Origin of the sequence: Pantoea sp. RSPAM1, assembly GCF_038816185.1 — a bacterium.
Lineage (GTDB): Bacteria > Pseudomonadota > Gammaproteobacteria > Enterobacterales > Enterobacteriaceae > Pantoea > Pantoea ananatis.
In genome coordinates, this window is sequence record NZ_CP046137.1 from 3,748,095 (window position 1) to 3,767,067 (window position 18,973).

Consider the following 18,973-nt stretch of genomic DNA (forward strand, 5'->3'; position numbering starts at 1 on the left):
TTAGCATTATTAAAAAAATAAAAAACCTGGGGACAATAAAATAATAAATGCGTAGACTGCGGTTGGGCGCCTGAAGCTTTCTGCTTTGGGTAAGAACCTGAGGTGGAAAGAGGAAGGAACCGCTCACATTAATCAGTCAACTAATGCGAGCGGAGGTCACTACCCTAACACCCAAACACTGTCAGGGTAGCCCCTCGCTCGATGAAAATCAAGAGAGGTGCCACCATGAAGTCGAAAGACGGTTTACTTGTTATTAGCGGGTTAATTCTCTTAGGATTGAGTTTATCAAACCGAGGTTCATTATGTGAGCTTCGCCTCAGAATAATGAGTGCTGAACTTTCGGCTGTCTTGAATTACGAAACCAGGCAGTAAAACTTCGTGAGTGGCGGAGTTTACTCCGCCCTATATGCCAGTGTAAATGTGTTAGCCCAGGCGCCCTTTCCTTGATTGATTTTCTTATTCGATAATAACCAGCATAAAAAAACGGCCCCGTAAGGGGCCGCTATGACTGTCCTGAGACTTATTTCTTCTTCGCTTTCGCGTTAGGCAGATCGGTGATGCTGCCTTCAAAGATTTCGGCCGCCAGTCCTACGGATTCATGCAGGGTTGGGTGCGCATGAATGGTCAGCGCAATATCTTCAGCGTCACAGCCCATTTCAATGGCCAGACCGATTTCACCCAGCAGTTCACCGCCGTTCGTTCCGACAATGGCACCACCGATAACACGATGGGTCTCTTTGTCGAAAATCAGTTTGGTGATGCCATCTGCACAGTCAGAAGCAATCGCACGGCCTGATGCCGCCCACGGGAACGTGGCGGTTTCATAGCTGATGCCTTTCTCTTTCGCTTCTTTCTCAGTCAGACCGACCCAGGCAACTTCTGGCTCAGTATAGGCAATGGAAGGAATCACTTTCGGATCGAAGTAGTGTTTCAGACCTGAAATGACTTCTGCCGCAACGTGGCCTTCGTGCACGCCTTTGTGTGCCAGCATTGGCTGACCTACGATGTCGCCGATAGCATAAATGTGTGGCACATTGGTGCGCATCTGCTTGTCAACGCGGATGAAGCCACGATCGTCAACTTCGACACCGGCTTTGTCAGCATCCAGGCCTTTACCGTTTGGTACACGACCAATCGCAACCAGAACCGCATCATAACGCTGAGCTTCGCCCGGCGCTTTTTTGCCTTCCATCGAAACATAGATACCGTCGTCTTTGGCTTCTACGGCGGTCACCTTGGTCTCCAGCATCAGGTTAAATTTCTTGCTGATACGTTTGGTAAAGACTTTAACCACGTCTTTATCAGCCGCCGGGATAACCTGGTCAAACATCTCGACCACGTCGATCTCTGAACCCAGCGCATGGTAAACGGTAGCCATTTCCAGACCGATGATTCCGCCACCCATAACCAGCAGACGCTTAGGCACTTCTTTCAGTTCCAGCGCGTCAGTGGAATCCCATACACGAGGATCTTCATGAGGAATGAACGGCAGTTCGATAGGACGTGAACCTGCAGCAATAATGGCGTTATCGAAGTTAATGGTGGTTGCGCCACCTTCACCTTCTACCACCAGCGTATTGGCACCGGTAAATTTGCCCAGGCCATTAACCACTTTCACTTTACGCCCTTTCGCCATGCCAGACAGGCCGCCGGTCAGTTGGTTAATCACCTTCTCTTTCCAGCTACGGATTTTGTTGATATCCGTTTGCGGCTGACCAAACACAATGCCGTGTTCTTCGAGCGCTTTCGCTTCTTCAATCACTTTCGCAACGTGCAGCAGCGCTTTAGACGGGATACAGCCTACGTTAAGACAGACACCACCGAGGGTGCTGTAGCGCTCGACCAGTACGGTTTCCAGACCTAAGTCAGCGCAACGAAAAGCTGCAGAGTAACCTGCAGGACCTGCCCCAAGTACCACGACCTGAGTTTTAATCTCTGTACTCATCATGACCTCTTATTGGATTTCCGGCGGGTCAGACGCTGAGCCTATCCCATTAGGCTAGTTAACTGGCCATATTGCGTATGTTTCTACCACCCTAGCGTTGACGGGGTTGCGTGGCAGGTACGCAATCTGACTGCGCCAATTATGCCTAATGGAATAGGCTCATGATGTCCTTATTCCACCGGGACATGTTCACCGCAAGAGTTTACAGAATTGTTAATAAACTGCCAACCGCGGTGCCCTGAATGTTACAAAAAGGCCGGCATTTGCCGGCCTTTTGCGCTTTTTACATAACCAGACGACGAATGTCTGACAGCATATTGCCAATAATGGTAATGAAACGTGCGCCATCTGCACCGTCGATAACGCGGTGATCGAAGGACAGAGAGATCGGCATCATCAGACGTGGTGCAAACTCTTTACCGTTCCATACAGGCTCCATCGCTGACTTGGACACACCAAGGATGGCCACTTCCGGCGCGTTCACAATCGGCGCGAAGTGGGTAGTACCCAGGCCGCCCAGGCTGGAGATGGTGAAACAGCCGCCCTGCATGTCGCCTGCGGTCAGTTTGCCATCGCGCGCCTTCTTAGAGACCGCCATCAGTTCACGAGACAGCTCGGTGATGCCCTTCTTGTTCACGTCTTTGAAGACCGGCACGACCAGACCATTTGGCGTATCAACCGCCACGCCGATGTTGATGTATTTTTTCAACGTCAGCTTCTGCGCGTCTTCAGACAGTGAGCTGTTGAAGCGTGGCATCTGCTCAAGCGCTGCAGCGACAGCTTTCATGATGAAGACCACTGGCGTGTATTTCACGTCCAGTTTGCGCTTCTCGGCTTCGGCGTTCTGCTGCTTACGGAACGCTTCCAGATCGGTAATATCGGTTTTATCAAAGTGAGTTACGTGTGGGATCATCACCCAGTTACGGCTCAGGTTGGCACCCGAGATTTTCTGGATACGGCCCAGTTCCACTTCTTCAACTTCACCGAACTTACTGAAGTCAACTTTCGGCCATGGCAGCATGCCCGGCAATCCGCCACCGCTGGCTGCGGCTGGTGCAGCCTCTGCGCGTTTCACGGCATCTTTCACGTAAGCCTGAACGTCTTCTTTCAGGATACGGCCTTTGCGTCCTGTACCTTTCACCTTCGCCAGGTTAACGCCAAATTCACGCGCCAGACGACGAATGACCGGCGTGGCATGTACATAGGCATCATTTTCGGCAAACTCACCTTTGCTGTCGGCTTTCGCCGCAGGCGCAGATGCAGATGCAGATGCAGCAGGCTTAGATTCCGCAGGCGCAGGGGCCGCCTCTTTCTTCGCAGCCGGTGCAGCAGCAGGCGCAGCGCCTTCGACTTCAAAGACCATGATCAGTGAACCCGTGCTGACTTTGTCGCCCGTTGCCACTTTCAGTTCTTTGACGGTGCCCGCGAACGGTGCCGGCACTTCCATCGACGCTTTATCGCCTTCCACCACAATCAGGGACTGCTCGGCCTCGACTTTATCGCCGACCTTCACCAGCACTTCGGTTACTTCAACTTCGTCACCGCCGATGTCAGGAACGTTAACGTCTTTGGCACCCGCAGCGGCAGCAGGCGCCGTCGCCGCCTCTTCTTTCACTTCTGGCTTCGCATCAGCAGCCGGTGCAGCGCCTTCTGCTTCAAAGACCATGATGTGAGAGCCGGTATTAACTTTATCGCCAGTGGCGATGTTAATCGCTTTCACCACGCCCGCGAACGGTGCCGGGACTTCCATTGAGGCTTTGTCGCCTTCAACGACGATGAGCGATTGTTCGGCTTCTACTTTGTCGCCCACTTTTACCAGAATCTCGGTGACTTCAACTTCATCACCGCCGATGTCCGGCACGTTGACGTCTTTGCTGGCGCTAGCAGACGCAGCGGCAGGCGCAGGCGCGGCCTCTGCTTTTTTCTCCTGCGCTGGCGCAGGTGCCGCTTCTGCCGCACCTTCAGCATCAAACATCATGATCAGCGAGCCGGTTTCCACTTTGTCACCGGTTGCGATTTTGATCTCTTTGACCACGCCGGCCTGCGGCGAAGGCACTTCCATAGAGGCTTTATCGCCCTCTACGGTGATCAGCGACTGCTCGGCTTCCACCTTGTCGCCAACCTTGACCAGAATTTCGGTGACTTCAACTTCGTCTGACCCGATGTCCGGTACCTTAATTTCAATAGCCATTACTCTGTTACCTCTTAAGCCAGACGCGGGTTAACTTTATCGGCATCGATCTTGAACTTCACGATCGCATCCGCCACGACTTTCTTATCGATTTCGCCACGTTTCGCCAGTTCACCCAGTGCGGCAACCACAACGTAAGATGCATCCACTTCAAAGTGGTGACGCAGATTCTCACGGCTGTCAGAGCGGCCAAAGCCGTCAGTGCCCAGCACGCGGTAATCGCTAGACGGTACGTAGCTGCGAACCTGCTCAGCAAACAGCTTCATGTAGTCGGTTGACGCGACAGCAGGCGCAGCGTTCATCACCTGAGCGATGTATGGCACGCGTGGGGCTTCCGTTGGATGCAGCATGTTCCAGCGCTCACAGTCCTGACCATCGCGGGCCAGCTCGGTGAACGAGGTCACGCTATAAACGTCAGAACCGATGCCGTAATCAGCAGCCAGAATCTGCGCGGCTTCACGCACATGGCGCAGGATAGAACCTGAACCCAGCAGCTGCACTTTACCTTTACTGCCTTCAACCGTTTCCAGCTTGTAGATACCTTTACGGATACCTTCTTCGGCACCTTTCGGCATCGCTGGCATGTGGTAGTTTTCGTTCAGCGTCGTGATGTAGTAATAAATGTTTTCCTGCGCTTCACCGTACATGCGTACCAGACCGTCATGCATGATGACTGCCACTTCGTAGGCATATGCCGGATCGTAGGAGATGCAGTTTGGAATCGTCAGCGACTGAATATGGCTGTGACCATCTTCATGCTGCAAGCCTTCGCCGTTCAGTGTGGTACGGCCTGAGGTACCGCCGACCAGGAAGCCACGCGCCTGTTGGTCGCCCGCCAGCCACATCAGATCGCCAATACGCTGGAAGCCGAACATCGAATAATAGATGTAGAACGGAATCATCGGCAGGTTGTTGGTGCTGTAAGAGGTCGCCGCCGCCAGCCAGGAAGAACCTGCGCCCAGCTCGTTGATCCCTTCCTGCAGAATCTGGCCTTTCTCGTCCTCTTTGTAATATGCCACTTGCTCACGGTCCTGCGGCGTGTACTGCTGACCGTTCGGGCTGTAGATACCAATCTGACGGAACAGACCTTCCATACCAAAGGTACGGGCTTCATCCGCAAGAATCGGCACCAGACGATCTTTGATCGACTTGTTCTTCAGCATGACGTTCAGCGCACGCACGAACGCGATGGTGGTAGAGATTTCTTTGTTCTGCTCTTCAAGCAGCGCACTGAACTCTTCCAGCGCCGGCATTTCCAGCTTCTCGGTGAAGTTAGGCTGACGGGACGGCAGGTAGCCCCCTAACTTCTCACGCTGACCGTGCAGATAGTTGTACTCTTCAGAGCCTTTATCGAAGGTGATGTAAGGCAGAGATTCGATCTTGTCGTCTTCGACCGGCACGTTGAAGCGATCACGGATATAGCGAACGCCATCCATGTTCATCTTCTTCACCTGGTGCGCAATGTTTTTACCTTCAGCGGTGTCGCCCATACCATAACCTTTAATGGTATGCGCCAGGATCAGTACCGGCTTGCCTTTGGTGTCCTGCGCTTTTTTCAGTGCCGCATAGATTTTCTTCGGATCGTGACCACCACGGTTCAGTGCCCAGATTTCATCGTCTGACCAGTCTTTCACCAGGGCAGCGGTTTCCGGATATTTGCCGAAGAAATGCTCACGGACATAGGCACCATCACGTGACTTAAACGTCTGGTAGTCGCCGTCAACGGTTTCGTTCATCAGCTGGATCAGTTTACCGCTGGTGTCATTACGCAGCAGTTCATCCCAACGACCGCCCCAGATAACCTTGATCACTTCCCAGCCAGCACCGGCAAAAATGCCTTCCAGCTCGTTGATGATCTTACCGTTACCGGTGACAGGTCCATCCAGACGCTGTAGGTTACAGTTGATGATGAAAACCAAATTATCCAGTTTTTCACGGGTGGCGATGGTGATCGCCCCTTTTGATTCTGGCTCATCCATCTCGCCGTCGCCCAGGAAAGCGTAAACGGTTTGACCGGAGGTATCTTTCAGACCACGGTGTTCCAGATATTTCAGGAATTTAGCCTGATAGATGGCATTGAGTGGGCCCAGACCCATAGAAACGGTCGGGAACTGCCAGAATTCCGGCATCAGTTTAGGATGCGGATAAGAAGACAGACCTTTACCGTCCACTTCCTGACGGAAGTTATTCATCTGCTCTTCAGTCAAACGACCTTCCAGGAAAGCACGGGCATAGATACCCGGAGAAATGTGGCCCTGGAAGTACACCAGATCGCCGCCGTCTTTTTCACTGCGCGCGCGGAAGAAGTGGTTAAAGCACACTTCATAGATGGTGGCAGAAGACTGGAAGGAGGACATGTGGCCGCCAAGTTCCAGATCTTTCTTCGATGCACGCAGCACCGACATGATGGCGTTCCAGCGAATGGCGGAGCGGATACGACGTTCAAGTGAGGTGTTGCCCGGATAGTCCGGTTCATCTTCAACGGCAATAGAGTTGATATAGTTGCTGATTGCGGCAGCACCGCCAGCAACTTTCACACCGCCTTTGCGGGCTGCACTCAGCACCTGATCAATCAGATACTGTGCACGTTCAACACCTTCTTCACGGATGACCGATTCGATCGCCTGTAGCCAGTCACGAGTTTCAATCGGATCCACGTCATTGTGTAAACGTTCTGACATGGGGGTATTCCTTATCTGTGTCTAATACGTTGAAAAATCGGGAGCCTGTTAACGTCAGGGAGACAGGCTCGTCGCACATGTTCGCACGATCTTTGCCGCACGTTATTCCTTACGTTGCTGTAAACGACGCAGGGAGCGTTCTCGACGGCTCTGCTCCCGACTTCTGTCCAGCAAGATTTCCTCAATGAACGCCAGGTGACGGTGTGAAGCCTCGCGTGCTTGTTCCGGCTCACGAGCCACAATCGCCTCAAAAATTCTGGCGCGGTGACCGCTCACTTTCGCCAGCATTTCCCGGCGCGAGTAGAGCAATTCAAAATTCTGTCGAACGTTCTGTTCCAGCATAGGCCCCATTGATCGTAGCAAATGCAAAAGCACGACATTATGGGCTGCTTCTGTGACAGCGATCTGATACTTCATTACTGCGTCTGCTTCAGCGTCGAGATCGCCGCTGTCCTGCGCCTGCTGTATATGAAGATGGCAGTCGCGAATCCGCTGTAAATCCTCTTCTGTACCGCGCAGCGCGGCATAGTAAGCGGCGATGCCTTCTAAAGCGTGGCGCGTTTCCAACAGGTCAAACTGCGATTCCGGATGCTCGGCAAGAAGCCCAACGAGAGGATCGCTCACGCTCTGCCAGAGATGTTTCTGTACAAATGTTCCGCCGCCCTGACGGCGTAGTAACAATCCTTTCGCTTCTAAACGCTGGATTGCCTCACGGAGAGACGGACGTGAAACATCGAATTGTTTGGCGAGTTCGCGCTCGGGGAGCAACTTCTCTCCCGGCTGCAGCGTCCCTTCCATAATCAGGGATTCAAGTTGCTGCTCAATGGCATCGGAGAGTTTGGGTTGACGAATCTTAATGTAAGCCATCTTCCCTTCTTAGTGTGCCTGTCTGATAAAGTAAATTGGTAATACCAATTCAAAAAAGGAGCCCGTAAAGTAACAAAGTATTCACCTTGTGTCTATACGGCAACTGTGACATTAAGGTGACGTAAGGCTGGGCTTTTGCATTAACTGTTGAGTCGAAAAGTGGAAAACAGGGTGTTAACTCAATGTTAAATTTTTCCGGATTTACCTAAAATTACACAAAGCCCTGAATTAAACCGATTTAGCTCGCTGCGCTTTTCTTTCGCTGCGTTCAGGTTCGTTTTTTGCCTACCTCGTCAGCCTCCCTCTTCTCCGCTGCTTCTTTTTCAGCCAACTCGTTACAGGTAAAGCGAAAGCAGGTGCAAAGCCCTGCGCTTATCACTATTCTGGTCGTCAGGTTACAGCTGGCGGCATTAGGCAAGTCAGATTCACTCAAAATATCAGTCTTACATGTATTTAATTCTTTACAGTCAGCGCATCCTGCGGCGAAGAATAACAACATCATGAGGTGTGTATGGAACAACAGCACGGCGAATCGCTGAAGCGCGGTTTAAAAAACCGCCATATTCAGTTGATTGCCTTGGGTGGTGCAGTGGGAACCGGCCTGTTTCTGGGCAGTGCGTCGGTTATCAAATCCGCTGGCCCGGCCGTTATTTTAGGCTATGCCATTGCCGGATTTATCGCTTTTCTCATCATGCGCCAACTCGGCGAAATGGTCGTCGAGGAGCCGGTCGCCGGCAGCTTCAGCCATTTCGCTTACAAATACTGGGGCAACTTCGCCGGTTTTGCCTCCGGCTGGAACTACTGGGTACTGTATGTGCTGGTGGCGATGGCCGAGCTGAGCGCAGTCGGTAAATATATTCAGTTCTGGGTACCCGATTTTCCGACCTGGGCCTCAGCCGCCATCTTCTTCGTGCTCATCAACGCCATCAACCTGACCAATGTAAAAGTGTTTGGTGAAATGGAGTTCTGGTTCGCCATTATTAAGGTGATTGCGGTTATTGCCATGATCCTGTTCGGCGGCTGGCTGCTGTTTAGCGGCACCGGCGGTCCACAGGCCACCGTGCGCAACCTGTGGGAACAAGGCGGCTTTATGCCCAACGGTCTGGGCGGACTGGTGATGGTCATGGCCATTATTATGTTTTCGTTCGGCGGACTGGAGCTGGTAGGGATTACGGCTGCCGAAGCGGACAATCCTGAAACCACGATTCCTAAAGCCACCAACCAGGTGCTGTGGCGTATTCTGATCTTTTATATCGGTTCGCTGGCGGTACTGCTTTCTTTAATGCCGTGGACGCGCGTCACCGCAGAAACCAGCCCGTTTGTGTTTATTTTCCACGAACTGGGCGATGCGATGGTGGCTAATGCGCTGAACGTCGTCATTCTGACTGCGGCGCTGTCGGTCTATAACAGCTGCGTTTACTGTAACAGCCGTATGCTGTTTGGTCTGGCGCAGCAGGGCAATGCACCTAAAGCGCTACTGAACGTGGACCGCCGCGGTGTGCCCGTGATGAGCATTCTGGTGTCGGCCGTTGCCACGGCACTGTGTGTACTGCTCAATTTCTTAATGCCGGCTGAAGCGTTTGGCCTGTTGATGTCGCTGGTCGTTTCTGCCCTGGTCATCAACTGGGCGATGATTAGCCTGGCGCACCTGAAATTCCGTAAAAAGAAAAATCAGCAAGGCGTAACCACCCGATTCAAGGCCGTTCTCTACCCGCTGGGTAACTGGATTTGCCTGGTGTTCCTGGCCGGCATTCTGGTTCTGATGGCCATGACGCCGGGGATGGCCATCTCCGTCTGGTTGATTCCTGTCTGGCTGATCGTTCTTGCTATTGGCTATTTCGTCAAAAATAAGACGCAAAAAGCCTGATCCCCCTGCCCACCCGCCGCCATTTTTCAGCGGGTGGGCCGTCACCAGATCCGACGCGGTTCACACTTCTCCTCGTATGGCTGTTTTGTCCATCATCGCAACGATTTATTGCCGCTCATCCTGCTGATTAAACATTAATAATTCTTTTCTGTTTAATTGTTCTGCAGGAAAAATTAATGACAGGTAAAACCCTCTCGTCTAGAGAAAAGCTGGGTTACGGCATGGGGGATGCCGGCTGCAACATGATTGGCGGTGCCGTCATGTTATTTCTCAGCTATTTCTATACCGACGTATTTGGCTTAGCCCCGGCGCTGGTCGGTGTGCTGTTACTCTCCGTCCGGATTCTGGATGCCATTACCGATCCGATAATGGGCGCGATTGCCGACAGAACCCAAAGCCGCTGGGGGCGCTTTCGCCCCTGGCTGCTGTGGGTATCAGTGCCCTACGTTATATTCAGCGTGCTGATGTTTACCACGCCTGACTGGAGCTATCACAGTAAAGTTATCTGGGCGTTTGTGACCTATTTTTTTATGTCCCTGGCCTACACCGCGATCAATATCCCCTATTGCTCGCTGGGTGGCGTGATCACTAACGATCCTGGCGAGCGTGTATCCTGTCAGTCGTACCGTTTTGTGATGGTGGGGATTGCCACGCTGATTCTCTCGCTGTCTTTACTGCCCATGGCAGAGTGGTTTGGGGGCGACAACAAAGCGCGCGGCTACCAAATGGCGATGGGCGTACTGGCCCTGGTCGGCCTGGCGATGTTCCTGTTCTGTTTCGCAAACGTCCGTGAACGTATTCATCCTGCCGTGCCAACCAATGATGACCTGAAACACGATTTGCGCGATGTCTGGAAAAATGACCAATGGGTGCGCATCCTGCTGCTCACGTTTTGTAATGTCTGCCCAGGGTTTATTCGTATGGCGGCAACGATGTACTACGTGACCTGGGTGATGGGGCAAAGCGCACACTTTGCCACGCTGTTTATCAGCCTGGGTGTGGTGGGCATGATGCTGGGCAGTACGCTGGCCAAAGTGCTGACCGATCGCTGGTGCAAGCTAAAAGTTTTTTTCTGGACCAATATTGTGCTGGCCCTGTTCTCCTGCGGCTTCTACGGGCTTGATCCCCATGCCACCGTAGCAATCGTTATCGCTTACTTCCTGCTGAATATCCTGCATCAAATTCCTTCCCCCCTGCACTGGTCCCTGATGGCAGACGTGGATGACTATGGTGAATGGAAAACGGGCAAGCGCATCACGGGTATCAGCTTTTCAGGCAACCTGTTCTTTCTCAAGGTCGGGTTAGCGGTAGCAGGGGCGATGGTGGGATTCCTGCTCTCCGCTTACGGTTACGATGCGGGAGCTAAGCAGCAATCCGCCCAGGCGATTAACGGCATCGTGCTGCTGTTTACCGTTATTCCAGGCTTTGGCTATTTGATTACCGCGGGTGTAGTACGACTGATGAAAGTGGATCGTACCTTAATGCAAACCATCCAACGCGATCTTGCCCTGCGTCGCATCGCGGCACAGTCGGGCAGCAACCCGCCGCTGAGCGGGATCCAGACAGGAGCACTGAAATGAATGAACCCTGGCCAAACCCCTTTATCGAACGGCGTGCCGATCCCTTTATCCTGCGCCACGGAGAGCATTACTACTTTATTGCCTCTGTGACGGAATACGATCGTCTGGAAATCCGACGCGCCAGTACGCTAACAGACTTACGCTACGCGGAGCCGGTGGTGATCTGGCACAAGCCCGATATCGGCCCCTTCAGCGAGCTGATTTGGGCGCCGGAGCTGCATCACATTGACGGTCAATGGGTCATCTATTTTGCCGCAGCGCCCTCGCGTGACATCAAAGACGGGCTGTTTCAGCACCGCATGTACGCGCTGGTTTGCGAGAGTGAGGATCCGCTCAGCGGCCGCTGGCAGCCTCCGCGCCGGGTTTTGAGCCATATTGACAGCTTCTCGCTGGACGCCACTCATTTCGTTCATCAGGGTAAAAACTGGTATTTATGGGCGCAGAAAGATCCCGGCATTCCGGGCAATTCCAACCTCTATCTTGCGGAGCTGCGCAACCCATGGACGCTTAAAGGTAAACCGGTCATGCTGAGCCGTCCGGAATATGAATGGGAGTGCGCAGGCTTTAGTGTTAATGAAGGGGCGGCGGCGATAGTGCATGGCGACCGGCTTTTTATTACCTATTCCGCCAGCGCAACGGATGAGAATTATTGTATGGGCCTGCTGTCGATTCCGCGTGATGCCGATCCGCTTAATGCCCTGGCCTGGCAGAAGTCAGCACGGCCGGTATTCTCGACCAGTTGGGCGAACCGCCAGTACGGCCCAGGGCACAGCTGTTTTACCCAGGATGAAGCGGGGCGGGATCTGCTGGTCTACCATGCGCGCAACTATACAGAAATTGAAGGGGATCCGCTGTGGGATGGCAACCGCCACACGCGCCTGAAATATTTTTACTGGCGTGAAGATGGCACACCGGATTTTGGCGTGCCACCTGTGGATCACACCAGCGTTCCGTAAATGGTCAAGAGCGCCACGACCACCACTAATACCAGTGAAATGCGTTTTGCCAACGCCACCGCAACACGCGGCGTAGCCACCTTATCGGTATGAGGATCGCGGGCCAGTGAAAACTGCGCCAGCGTCGTCAGCACATGGTATTGAGAGCGATGCCTGTCGGTTAATGATGCAAACCAGGCAGGCAACGCTTTTTCACCATGCCCCAGCAGCGCATAGGCAACGCCCGCCAGGCGGACCGGGATCCAGTCAACCAGATGCAAAAGCGTATCTACGCCTGATTGCGCGCGCGCCATTGGCGTACCGTGTTTTGCCAACCAGCTTTGCCAGGCCCGCAAAAAGGCATAGCCGACCAGTAAAACTGGCCCCCATGCGCCGCCCACCACAAACCAGAACATTGGCGCCAGATAGAAACGAAAGTTAATCCAGATAAGGGCGTTTTGTAATTCGCGTAAATATTCGCGTTCGCTGCATTCAACCGGCACGCCGTGGATCAAGGTCAGTTCTGCCGCCATCGCCTGATGCGCGGCCGCCTCATCCCGACTCGCCGCCTGCAGATAGGCATGATAATGCTGACGCACCACACCGGCACCGATGCACAGTAATCCCACCACAATCCAGAACACAAGCTGCGGGATCCCAAACAGAATCCCTTTCAGGCTCCACACCACCAGCGCGGTCAATGCCATCACGACCAGTAACATCAACAGAGTGCGCATGAGGGAAACCTGCTGACGGCGACGAAACACAGGCTCAAGCCGATGATCCAGTTGCCAGTGCTCTCCCAGCTTAAACAGCCGCTCCCAACCTAAAACCAGTAACAAGGTAAATAACGTCATAGTTACTCCAGATGAATCACGATTTTTGTTGCGGTAACCGCTGCAGATAATATTGCCAGTTAAACGCCGGTCCGGGATCGGTTTTACGTCCCGGTGCAATGTCGCTGTGTCCGGTAATGCGTGCAGGCGTTATCGGATAGTGCTGTAACAAAATTTGCGTGACCTGATGCAGCGCGTGGTATTGCGCTTCGCTATAGGGCTCAACGTCCGTTCCTTCCAGCTCGATACCGATGGAAAAGTCGTTGCAGTTTTCCCGCCCTTCAAACTGCGATATGCCTGCATGCCAGGCGCGTTGATCAAAAGGAACATATTGCACAATCTCGCCATCACGACGAATTAAGCAGTGGGCTGCAACGCGCAAATGCGCGATATCAGCAAAGTAGGGATGCGCGTCAGAAGGCAGTGTGCCCGTGAACAATTTATCGATCCACGGCCCGCCATATTCGCCAGGCGGCAGGCTGATATTATGAATGACCAGAAGAGAGGGCGCCTCGTTGTGCGGCCGTTCATTACAGTGCGGTGACGGTACCTGGCGCACACCGGTCAGCCATCCATGTTCTAATTTCATACTGATTTCTCATCGCGAAGTCGAATTGAGAATAGCATGAATTCTAAGGCTTTATTGCGCCAAAATGCGCCGCGCTCTCCTCACCCTCGCCCGTTTGTTAAGTATACTAAACAAAAATCCCCTCAGGGCTGGCACCGCTGTGTTATCCAGGATATGGTAATCCCACTGTTATCTGTCTTTTGCTGGAGCTGAACGCTATGTCTTTGCGTCGCTATGATCCTGACAGTCGCCGGAGAGCGCTGCTTGAACGTATTGAAAATGATATTCCTGAAACGGTCGCACGCGCATTACAGGAAGATCTTGGCGGTGAGGTAGATAGCGAACGGGATATTACCGCCCAGCTGTTGCCCGCCGAAAGTCGCGCCCATGCCCGGGTGATTACCCGCGAAGCCGGTGTTTTTTGTGGTAAACGCTGGGTAGAGGAAGTCTTCAACCAGTTGGGTGCCTATACCGCGCTGACATGGCACGTGGAAGATGGCCAAACGCTTACGCCGGATCAACTGCTGTTTGAAATCGAGGGCCCTGCTCGCCTGTTGCTCACCGCCGAACGCACCGCCCTGAACTTTGTGCAAACGCTGTCTGGCGTTGCCACCGAAGTCAGTCGCTATGTTGCGCTGCTGGAAGGCACACAGACTCAGCTTCTGGATACACGCAAAACCCTACCAGGGCTGCGCACAGCGTTGAAATATGCGGTGCTGTGCGGTGGCGGCAGCAATCACCGTCTGGGTCTGTCAGATGCCTTTTTGATTAAAGAAAATCATATCATTGCCAGTGGTTCGATTCGCCAGGCCGTGGAAAAAGCCTCATGGCTCTATCCGGATGTACCGGTCGAAGTCGAAGTTGAGTCGTTAAAGGAGCTACAGGACGCGCTTACGGCGTCGGCCGACATCGTCATGCTGGACAACTTCACGCTGGATGAGATGCGCGAGGCGGTGAAGATAACCGAGGGCCGTGCGCTGCTGGAAGTCTCAGGCAACGTGACCGAAACGACCATCCGGGAGATTGCTCAGACCGGTGTGGACTATGTTTCCGTCGGCGCACTGACTAAACATGTCCATGCTCTGGATCTGTCTATGCGCTTTGACGCTAAATAATGGCTTGTGCCGTGCCGCTGGCACGGCCTGTTTTGTGCTGTTTATTCCAGCGTAACCGCTGTATTGCTGTAACCCGCTGTCTTTACTGCCTGCCCTTTTCCACTCTTTCCTTTTGCGGCTGTTAACGCCATCACAGGTTTTTTAGACTGCGACCTTCTTATTCAGGAGGTAATGCAATGATCTCTCAACGTGGATTCACGCTGGTCGAGTTAATGATTGTGGTCGGCATCGTGGCAATACTCAGCGCTATTGGGTTGCCCGCCTACCAAAATTATCTGCAGCGCGCCGCGCTGACCGACATGCTGCAAACGATGGTGCCGTTTAAAACGGCGGTTGAGCTTTGCGCCATTGAACGCGGCGGCCCGGACGCCTGCCAGGCCGGACAGCGAGGGATTCCGCAAGGCACAACATCACGGTATGTTTCAGCGGTCACCGTCGTGAACGGCACGATCACCCTGACCGGACAGGAAAGCCTTAACGGGCTCAGCGTTGAAATGCTGCCTCTGTGGGACAGCAATGAAGGCAGCATTCAGTGGCAGCGCACCTGTACCAGCGCTAACACCACGCTACGTGATAATTGTCAGGAGCAGTTCCGCTTTGCCGATCGGGGAGGTGCCTATGCCCACGTCTGATGATGCGATTGCGCTCATCTGCCAGCGCTTTCGGGCGATCGTCCTGGAGCACAGTGCGACACACTTGCGCCTTGCCGTTGCTGAAAGCGTCCCGGCAGGCCTGCTGGAGGCATTGCAGTTTGCCAGCCAGTGTCAGGCAGAGGTAGAGTGCTGGCCACGTGCCCGAATAGAACAGTTCGAATCGATGCGTAAGCCTTTGGTCGCCAATGAAAAAGCGCCCGGCGAATCAACCATTGATACGGCCAGTCAGCTTTTGCGCCAGGCCACTCTGCGTCGTGCATCGGATATTCATATCGAACCCTATCAGAGCACTCTGCGTATTCGCCTGCGGATTGACGGAGTCCTGCATTCTCTCCCCCTGCAGTTTGATACACAACCGGCTGCGCTGCTGGCACGACTGAAAATTCTGGCCGGTCTGGATATTGCCGAACGGCGCCTGCCTCAGGACGGACAGTTTAGTTGTGACATTGACGGAAAATTGGCCTCTTTTCGGCTCTCTACCCTGCCCGTTCAGGGCGGCGAAAAAGCCGTCGTTCGCCTGCTTCAGAGTGAGGGCGCGGCCTTGTCGCTGGACAAGCTGGGACTACCCGCCGCGCAGTTACGCCTTCTGACCGCCGCGCTCAGGCAGCCACAAGGTCTGATTTTGGTAACGGGCCCTACCGGGAGTGGCAAAACCTTCACGCTTTACAGTGGCCTGAGCGCGATCAACCAGCCTGATAAGAATGTCTGCAGCGTGGAAGATCCTGTTGAAATTCCTCTCCCTGGTATCAACCAGACCCAGATTAATCCAAAGTATGGCCTTGATTTTAATCGCGTATTACGCGCCCTGTTACGTCAGGATCCGGACGTGATGATGGTCGGTGAAATACGTGACGGCGAGACGGCGGAGATTGCCGTTAAGGCAGCCCAAACCGGTCATCTGGTTCTCTCTACCCTGCATACCAACTCGACAGCGGAAACCCTGACGCGCTTGCGTCAAATGGGCATTCCCGGTTATCTGCTGGGTTCCGCACTTCGTCTGATCGTTGCCCAGCGGCTGGTCAGGCGTTTGTGCCCTCACTGCCGTAAGCCAGCACAGGCGGTTGCCCACTTTCCCGCCTCACTTTGGCCCGGAACGTTACAAACCTGGCGGGCGCCGGGCTGCGATCACTGCTTCTCCGGTTATTTTGGTCGGCTGGCCTTGTTTGAATTACTGCCCATAACGGCTAAGTTACAAAACGCCATTGCCGCCGAAATGCCACTTGAGGGCTTGCTGAGTCTGGCAAAACAGCAGGGCATGCGCACCCTGCTGGCATCGGGTCTTGAAGCCGTCAGCCGTGGGGATACCTCCCTGGAAGAAATGCAGCGCGTTGTCGGACTGGATAATGACTAGCCTTTATGTGTATCGCTGGCATGCGGTGGACGGCAGCGGAAGGTTGCAAACGGGCCACCATCTTGCGCCTGACGACGAGACGTTGTTTTCTGACCTGGCACAGCGTCATTTACTGCCCGTCAGCTGGACGCGGGGAAAGGTGATGCGGCGAAGAGACTGGAAGTGGCAGCACAAAATTGATTTGATTCGCCAGCTCGCCACGCTGCTCAAGGCAGGTCTTCCGCTGTCACAAAGCCTGAGCCTGCTTGCCGAAGGACATTCGCAGACGCCCTGGCGAGCCTTGATGCTGGCTCTACAACATCAGATATTAGCGGGCGAACCTTTTTCCAGCGCCTTACGACAGTGGCCGCAAATATTTCCCCCGCTTTACCCGGCGCTCATGGAGGTGGGTGAGCTGACGGGCCAGCTGGATGTCTGCTGCGAACAGCTGGCACAGCAGCAAACGCGCCAGCAACATTTGCGGAGCAAGGTGATCAAGGCGCTGCGCTATCCGCTGTTTATTCTGGCCGTCGCACTGACCGTTACCTGCGGCATGCTGCTGTTCGTCTTGCCGGAGTTTGTTTCCGTGTATGCTTCCTTTAATGCTCCCTTGCCTGCGTTCACTGCGGCCGTGATCGGGCTCTCTGAGCGATTACAGGCATGGGGATTCCCGCTAAGTGGATTGATTATTCTGCTGGTCGCAGGGTGGCAACAGTGGCGGCGGCGTTCCGAAAACTGGCAGCGGCGCGAACAGCGCGTTTTGATGCGCATTCCTGTCGTTGGCGGGCTATGGCAGGGCAATCAGCTGACACAAATCTACAGCGTTCTCCAGTTAACGCAGCAGGCTGGACTCACGCTGCTTCAGGGACTTGAGGCAGCGAAAGTCACCCTGTCCTCGCGACTGTGGCAGGACGCCATCAGGCTGCTACAGAACCACATTGCGCAGGGTAATCCCCTGTATCTGGCGCTGAGCAATCATCCCTTATTTAGTCCGCTCTGCAGCCAGTTGATTCGCGTGGGGGAAGAGGCTGGCGCACTGGATGTGATGCTGGCGCGCCTGGCTGAATGGCATGAAGGGCAAACGCTGATGCGGGCTGATAACCTTGCCGCCTCGCTGGAGCCTGTCATGATGGTGGTGATTGGCGGCATCGTTGGCACGCTGGTGATTGCCATGTATTTGCCGGTGTTTGGGCTGGGAGAAGTGATGCAGTAAAGGCGCAGTATAGCCCTTACTGCATACGCAGCAGGCAACCTTAACGATTAAAGGTTCGGTTTTCCTGCTCGGCGACCCGGATAAAGGTGGTGCGCTTGGTTAACTCTTTCAGACGTTCAGCACCAACATAGGTGCAGGCAGAACGAAGACCGCCAAGGATATCGCGGAGGGTTTCCTCTACGGGCCCGCGTAACGGAAGCTTCACCGTTTTGCCTTCGGCCGCGCGGTATTCTGCGACGCTACCGGCATGACGCTTCATGGCCGATTCTGAACTCATGCCGTAGAACAGCATGAAACGCTCACCGTTTTCTTCTGTTATACGACCTTCGCACTCATCATGCGCCGCCAGCATGCCGCCCAACATGACGAAGTCTGCGCCACCGCCAAAGGCTTTTGCGATATCGCCGGGTACGCTGCAGCCACCGTCGCTGACGATCTGACCGCTCAGACCGTGCGCTGCATCGGCACATTCAATAACTGCAGAAAGCTGGGGATAGCCGACACCCGTTTTGACTCGCGTGGTGCAAACTGAGCCAGGCCCAATGCCCACTTTGACGATATCCGCCCCAGACAGGATGAGCTCTTCTACCATCTCACCGGTTACCACGTTACCCGCGCAGATTGTCTTGCCGGGAAACGTTTCCCGGGCTCGTTTCAGGAAATCAACAAAGTGTTCAGAGTAGCCGTTGGCGACGTCGATGCAGATAAATTGCAGCGCATCGGAGATCGCCATGATCGCAATCAGTTTATTGAGATCGGCATCCGAGGTACCGGTTGAAACCATGACATAGTTCAGTACTGAACCCGGCACGCGCTGAACAAAGGCCCGCCACTCTTCCACGCTGTAATGCTTATGGACGGCCGTTAAAAGATGAAAACCCGCCAGCGCCTCAGCCATCATAAAGGTGCCAACGGTATCCATATTGGCGGCGATAACCGGCACGCCGCTCCAGCTCAGACCGGAATGCTTAAAGGTGAAGCGGCGATCCAGCTCAACCTGTGAGCGACTTTTCAGCGTGGAGCGCTTGGGGCGAATCAGTACGTCTTTAAATCCCAGTTTCAAATCTTCTTCAATGCGCATACATCGTGTCCTGGTAAGAGGTTATACACTGCCGTACATGACGCCATCAGGGTTTTCCCTGTGTCATGATACGCGCCATTCCAGCCGCAACAAGACTGCGAATTTCACTTT

14 protein-coding genes are annotated in these 18,973 nt (G+C 53.9%); 7 read left to right on the forward strand and 7 right to left on the reverse strand.

Annotated features, from left to right (window positions below):
• Positions 1-520: 520 nt before the first annotated feature.
• From lpdA to pdhR, 4 genes are all read right to left on the reverse strand, one after another.
• Positions 521-1,945 carry a dihydrolipoyl dehydrogenase gene (gene lpdA, locus GKC68_RS18185; RefSeq protein ID WP_028724707.1) on the reverse strand — a complete coding sequence of 475 codons (1,425 nt, stop codon included), beginning with the start codon at positions 1,943-1,945 and terminating at the stop codon, positions 521-523.
• Between the two features lie 283 nt (positions 1,946-2,228).
• Positions 2,229-4,136: a pyruvate dehydrogenase complex dihydrolipoyllysine-residue acetyltransferase gene (aceF, locus tag GKC68_RS18190; RefSeq protein ID WP_342656388.1), complete on the reverse strand. Its 1,908-nt coding sequence runs from the start codon at positions 4,134-4,136 to the stop codon at positions 2,229-2,231.
• Positions 4,137-4,150: 14 nt separating this feature from the next.
• Entirely contained in the window at positions 4,151-6,817 is a 2,667-nt protein-coding gene (aceE, locus tag GKC68_RS18195) for a pyruvate dehydrogenase (acetyl-transferring), homodimeric type (RefSeq protein ID WP_028724705.1), read from the reverse strand.
• 102 nt (positions 6,818-6,919) lie between these two features.
• On the reverse strand, positions 6,920-7,684 hold the full coding sequence (gene pdhR, locus GKC68_RS18200; protein WP_013024636.1) for a pyruvate dehydrogenase complex transcriptional repressor PdhR: 765 nt from the start codon (positions 7,682-7,684) through the stop codon (positions 6,920-6,922).
• 511 nt (positions 7,685-8,195) lie between these two features.
• On the opposite strand from pdhR, the gene aroP reads away from it, so the two are divergent.
• The 3 genes from aroP to GKC68_RS18215 all read left to right on the forward strand — a co-directional run bounded on the left by aroP (position 8,196) and on the right by GKC68_RS18215 (position 12,087).
• On the forward strand, positions 8,196-9,551 hold the full coding sequence (aroP, locus tag GKC68_RS18205) for an aromatic amino acid transporter AroP (RefSeq protein WP_047713599.1): 1,356 nt from the start codon (positions 8,196-8,198) through the stop codon (positions 9,549-9,551).
• A 176-nt stretch (positions 9,552-9,727) separates the two neighbouring features.
• On the forward strand, positions 9,728-11,131 hold the full coding sequence (locus tag GKC68_RS18210; RefSeq protein ID WP_110146015.1) for an MFS transporter: 1,404 nt from the start codon (positions 9,728-9,730) through the stop codon (positions 11,129-11,131).
• Positions 11,128-12,087 carry a family 43 glycosylhydrolase gene (locus GKC68_RS18215; protein ID WP_264238696.1) on the forward strand — a complete coding sequence of 320 codons (960 nt, stop codon included), beginning with the start codon at positions 11,128-11,130 and terminating at the stop codon, positions 12,085-12,087. Before GKC68_RS18210 ends, GKC68_RS18215 begins: the two co-directional genes overlap by 4 nt.
• On the opposite strand, the gene ampE is transcribed toward GKC68_RS18215, so the two are convergent.
• The gene (gene ampE / locus GKC68_RS18220; protein ID WP_028724701.1) at positions 12,069-12,923 is read right to left on the reverse strand and encodes a beta-lactamase regulator AmpE; all 855 of its coding nucleotides are present in this window, start codon (positions 12,921-12,923) and stop codon (positions 12,069-12,071) included. The two genes, GKC68_RS18215 and ampE, sit on opposite strands and share 19 nt — an antisense overlap.
• A gap of 16 nt (positions 12,924-12,939) precedes the next feature.
• A complete protein-coding gene (gene ampD / locus GKC68_RS18225) occupies positions 12,940-13,491 on the reverse strand; it encodes a 1,6-anhydro-N-acetylmuramyl-L-alanine amidase AmpD (RefSeq protein WP_264238697.1) in 552 nt (183 codons plus the stop codon).
• Positions 13,492-13,688: 197 nt separating this feature from the next.
• Here ampD and nadC point away from each other — a divergent pair, with 197 nt between their 5' ends.
• The 4 genes from nadC (at position 13,689) to hofC (ending at position 17,781) form a co-directional block, all read left to right on the forward strand.
• Positions 13,689-14,585 (forward strand): carboxylating nicotinate-nucleotide diphosphorylase, encoded by an 897-nt coding sequence (gene nadC / locus GKC68_RS18230; RefSeq protein WP_028724700.1) that lies wholly within the window; start codon positions 13,689-13,691, stop codon positions 14,583-14,585.
• Between the two features lie 176 nt (positions 14,586-14,761).
• Positions 14,762-15,217 (forward strand): prepilin peptidase-dependent pilin, encoded by a 456-nt coding sequence (ppdD, locus tag GKC68_RS18235; RefSeq protein WP_028724699.1) that lies wholly within the window; start codon positions 14,762-14,764, stop codon positions 15,215-15,217.
• Entirely contained in the window at positions 15,204-16,589 is a 1,386-nt protein-coding gene (gspE, locus tag GKC68_RS18240; RefSeq protein ID WP_064366207.1) for a type II secretion system protein GspE, read from the forward strand. The genes ppdD and gspE overlap by 14 nt, the downstream gene beginning before the upstream one ends.
• Positions 16,582-17,781 (forward strand): protein transport protein HofC, encoded by a 1,200-nt coding sequence (gene hofC / locus GKC68_RS18245; protein ID WP_264228145.1) that lies wholly within the window; start codon positions 16,582-16,584, stop codon positions 17,779-17,781. Before gspE ends, hofC begins: the two co-directional genes overlap by 8 nt.
• Before the next feature lie 40 nt (positions 17,782-17,821).
• Here the strand turns inward: hofC and GKC68_RS18250 are convergent, their stop codons facing one another.
• Entirely contained in the window at positions 17,822-18,862 is a 1,041-nt protein-coding gene (locus GKC68_RS18250) for a GMP reductase (RefSeq protein ID WP_013024626.1), read from the reverse strand.
• Between the last annotated feature and the right edge of the window lie 111 nt (positions 18,863-18,973).

Coding starts and splice junctions, on each gene's coding strand:
- aroP (WP_047713599.1), top strand. CDS start 8,196: ATGGAACAACAGCACGGCGAATCGCTGAAGCGCGGTTTAAAAAACCGC.
- GKC68_RS18215 (WP_264238696.1), top strand. CDS start 11,128: ATGAATGAACCCTGGCCAAACCCCTTTATCGAACGGCGTGCCGATCCC.
- aceE (WP_028724705.1), bottom strand. CDS start 6,817: ATGTCAGAACGTTTACACAATGACGTGGATCCGATTGAAACTCGTGAC.
- GKC68_RS18250 (WP_013024626.1), bottom strand. CDS start 18,862: ATGCGCATTGAAGAAGATTTGAAACTGGGATTTAAAGACGTACTGATT.
- ampE (WP_028724701.1), bottom strand. CDS start 12,923: ATGACGTTATTTACCTTGTTACTGGTTTTAGGTTGGGAGCGGCTGTTT.
- gspE (WP_064366207.1), top strand. CDS start 15,204: ATGCCCACGTCTGATGATGCGATTGCGCTCATCTGCCAGCGCTTTCGG.
- ppdD (WP_028724699.1), top strand. CDS start 14,762: ATGATCTCTCAACGTGGATTCACGCTGGTCGAGTTAATGATTGTGGTC.
- lpdA (WP_028724707.1), bottom strand. CDS start 1,945: ATGAGTACAGAGATTAAAACTCAGGTCGTGGTACTTGGGGCAGGTCCT.
- aceF (WP_342656388.1), bottom strand. CDS start 4,136: ATGGCTATTGAAATTAAGGTACCGGACATCGGGTCAGACGAAGTTGAA.
- GKC68_RS18210 (WP_110146015.1), top strand. CDS start 9,728: ATGACAGGTAAAACCCTCTCGTCTAGAGAAAAGCTGGGTTACGGCATG.
- nadC (WP_028724700.1), top strand. CDS start 13,689: ATGTCTTTGCGTCGCTATGATCCTGACAGTCGCCGGAGAGCGCTGCTT.
- hofC (WP_264228145.1), top strand. CDS start 16,582: ATGACTAGCCTTTATGTGTATCGCTGGCATGCGGTGGACGGCAGCGGA.
- ampD (WP_264238697.1), bottom strand. CDS start 13,491: ATGAAATTAGAACATGGATGGCTGACCGGTGTGCGCCAGGTACCGTCA.
- pdhR (WP_013024636.1), bottom strand. CDS start 7,684: ATGGCTTACATTAAGATTCGTCAACCCAAACTCTCCGATGCCATTGAG.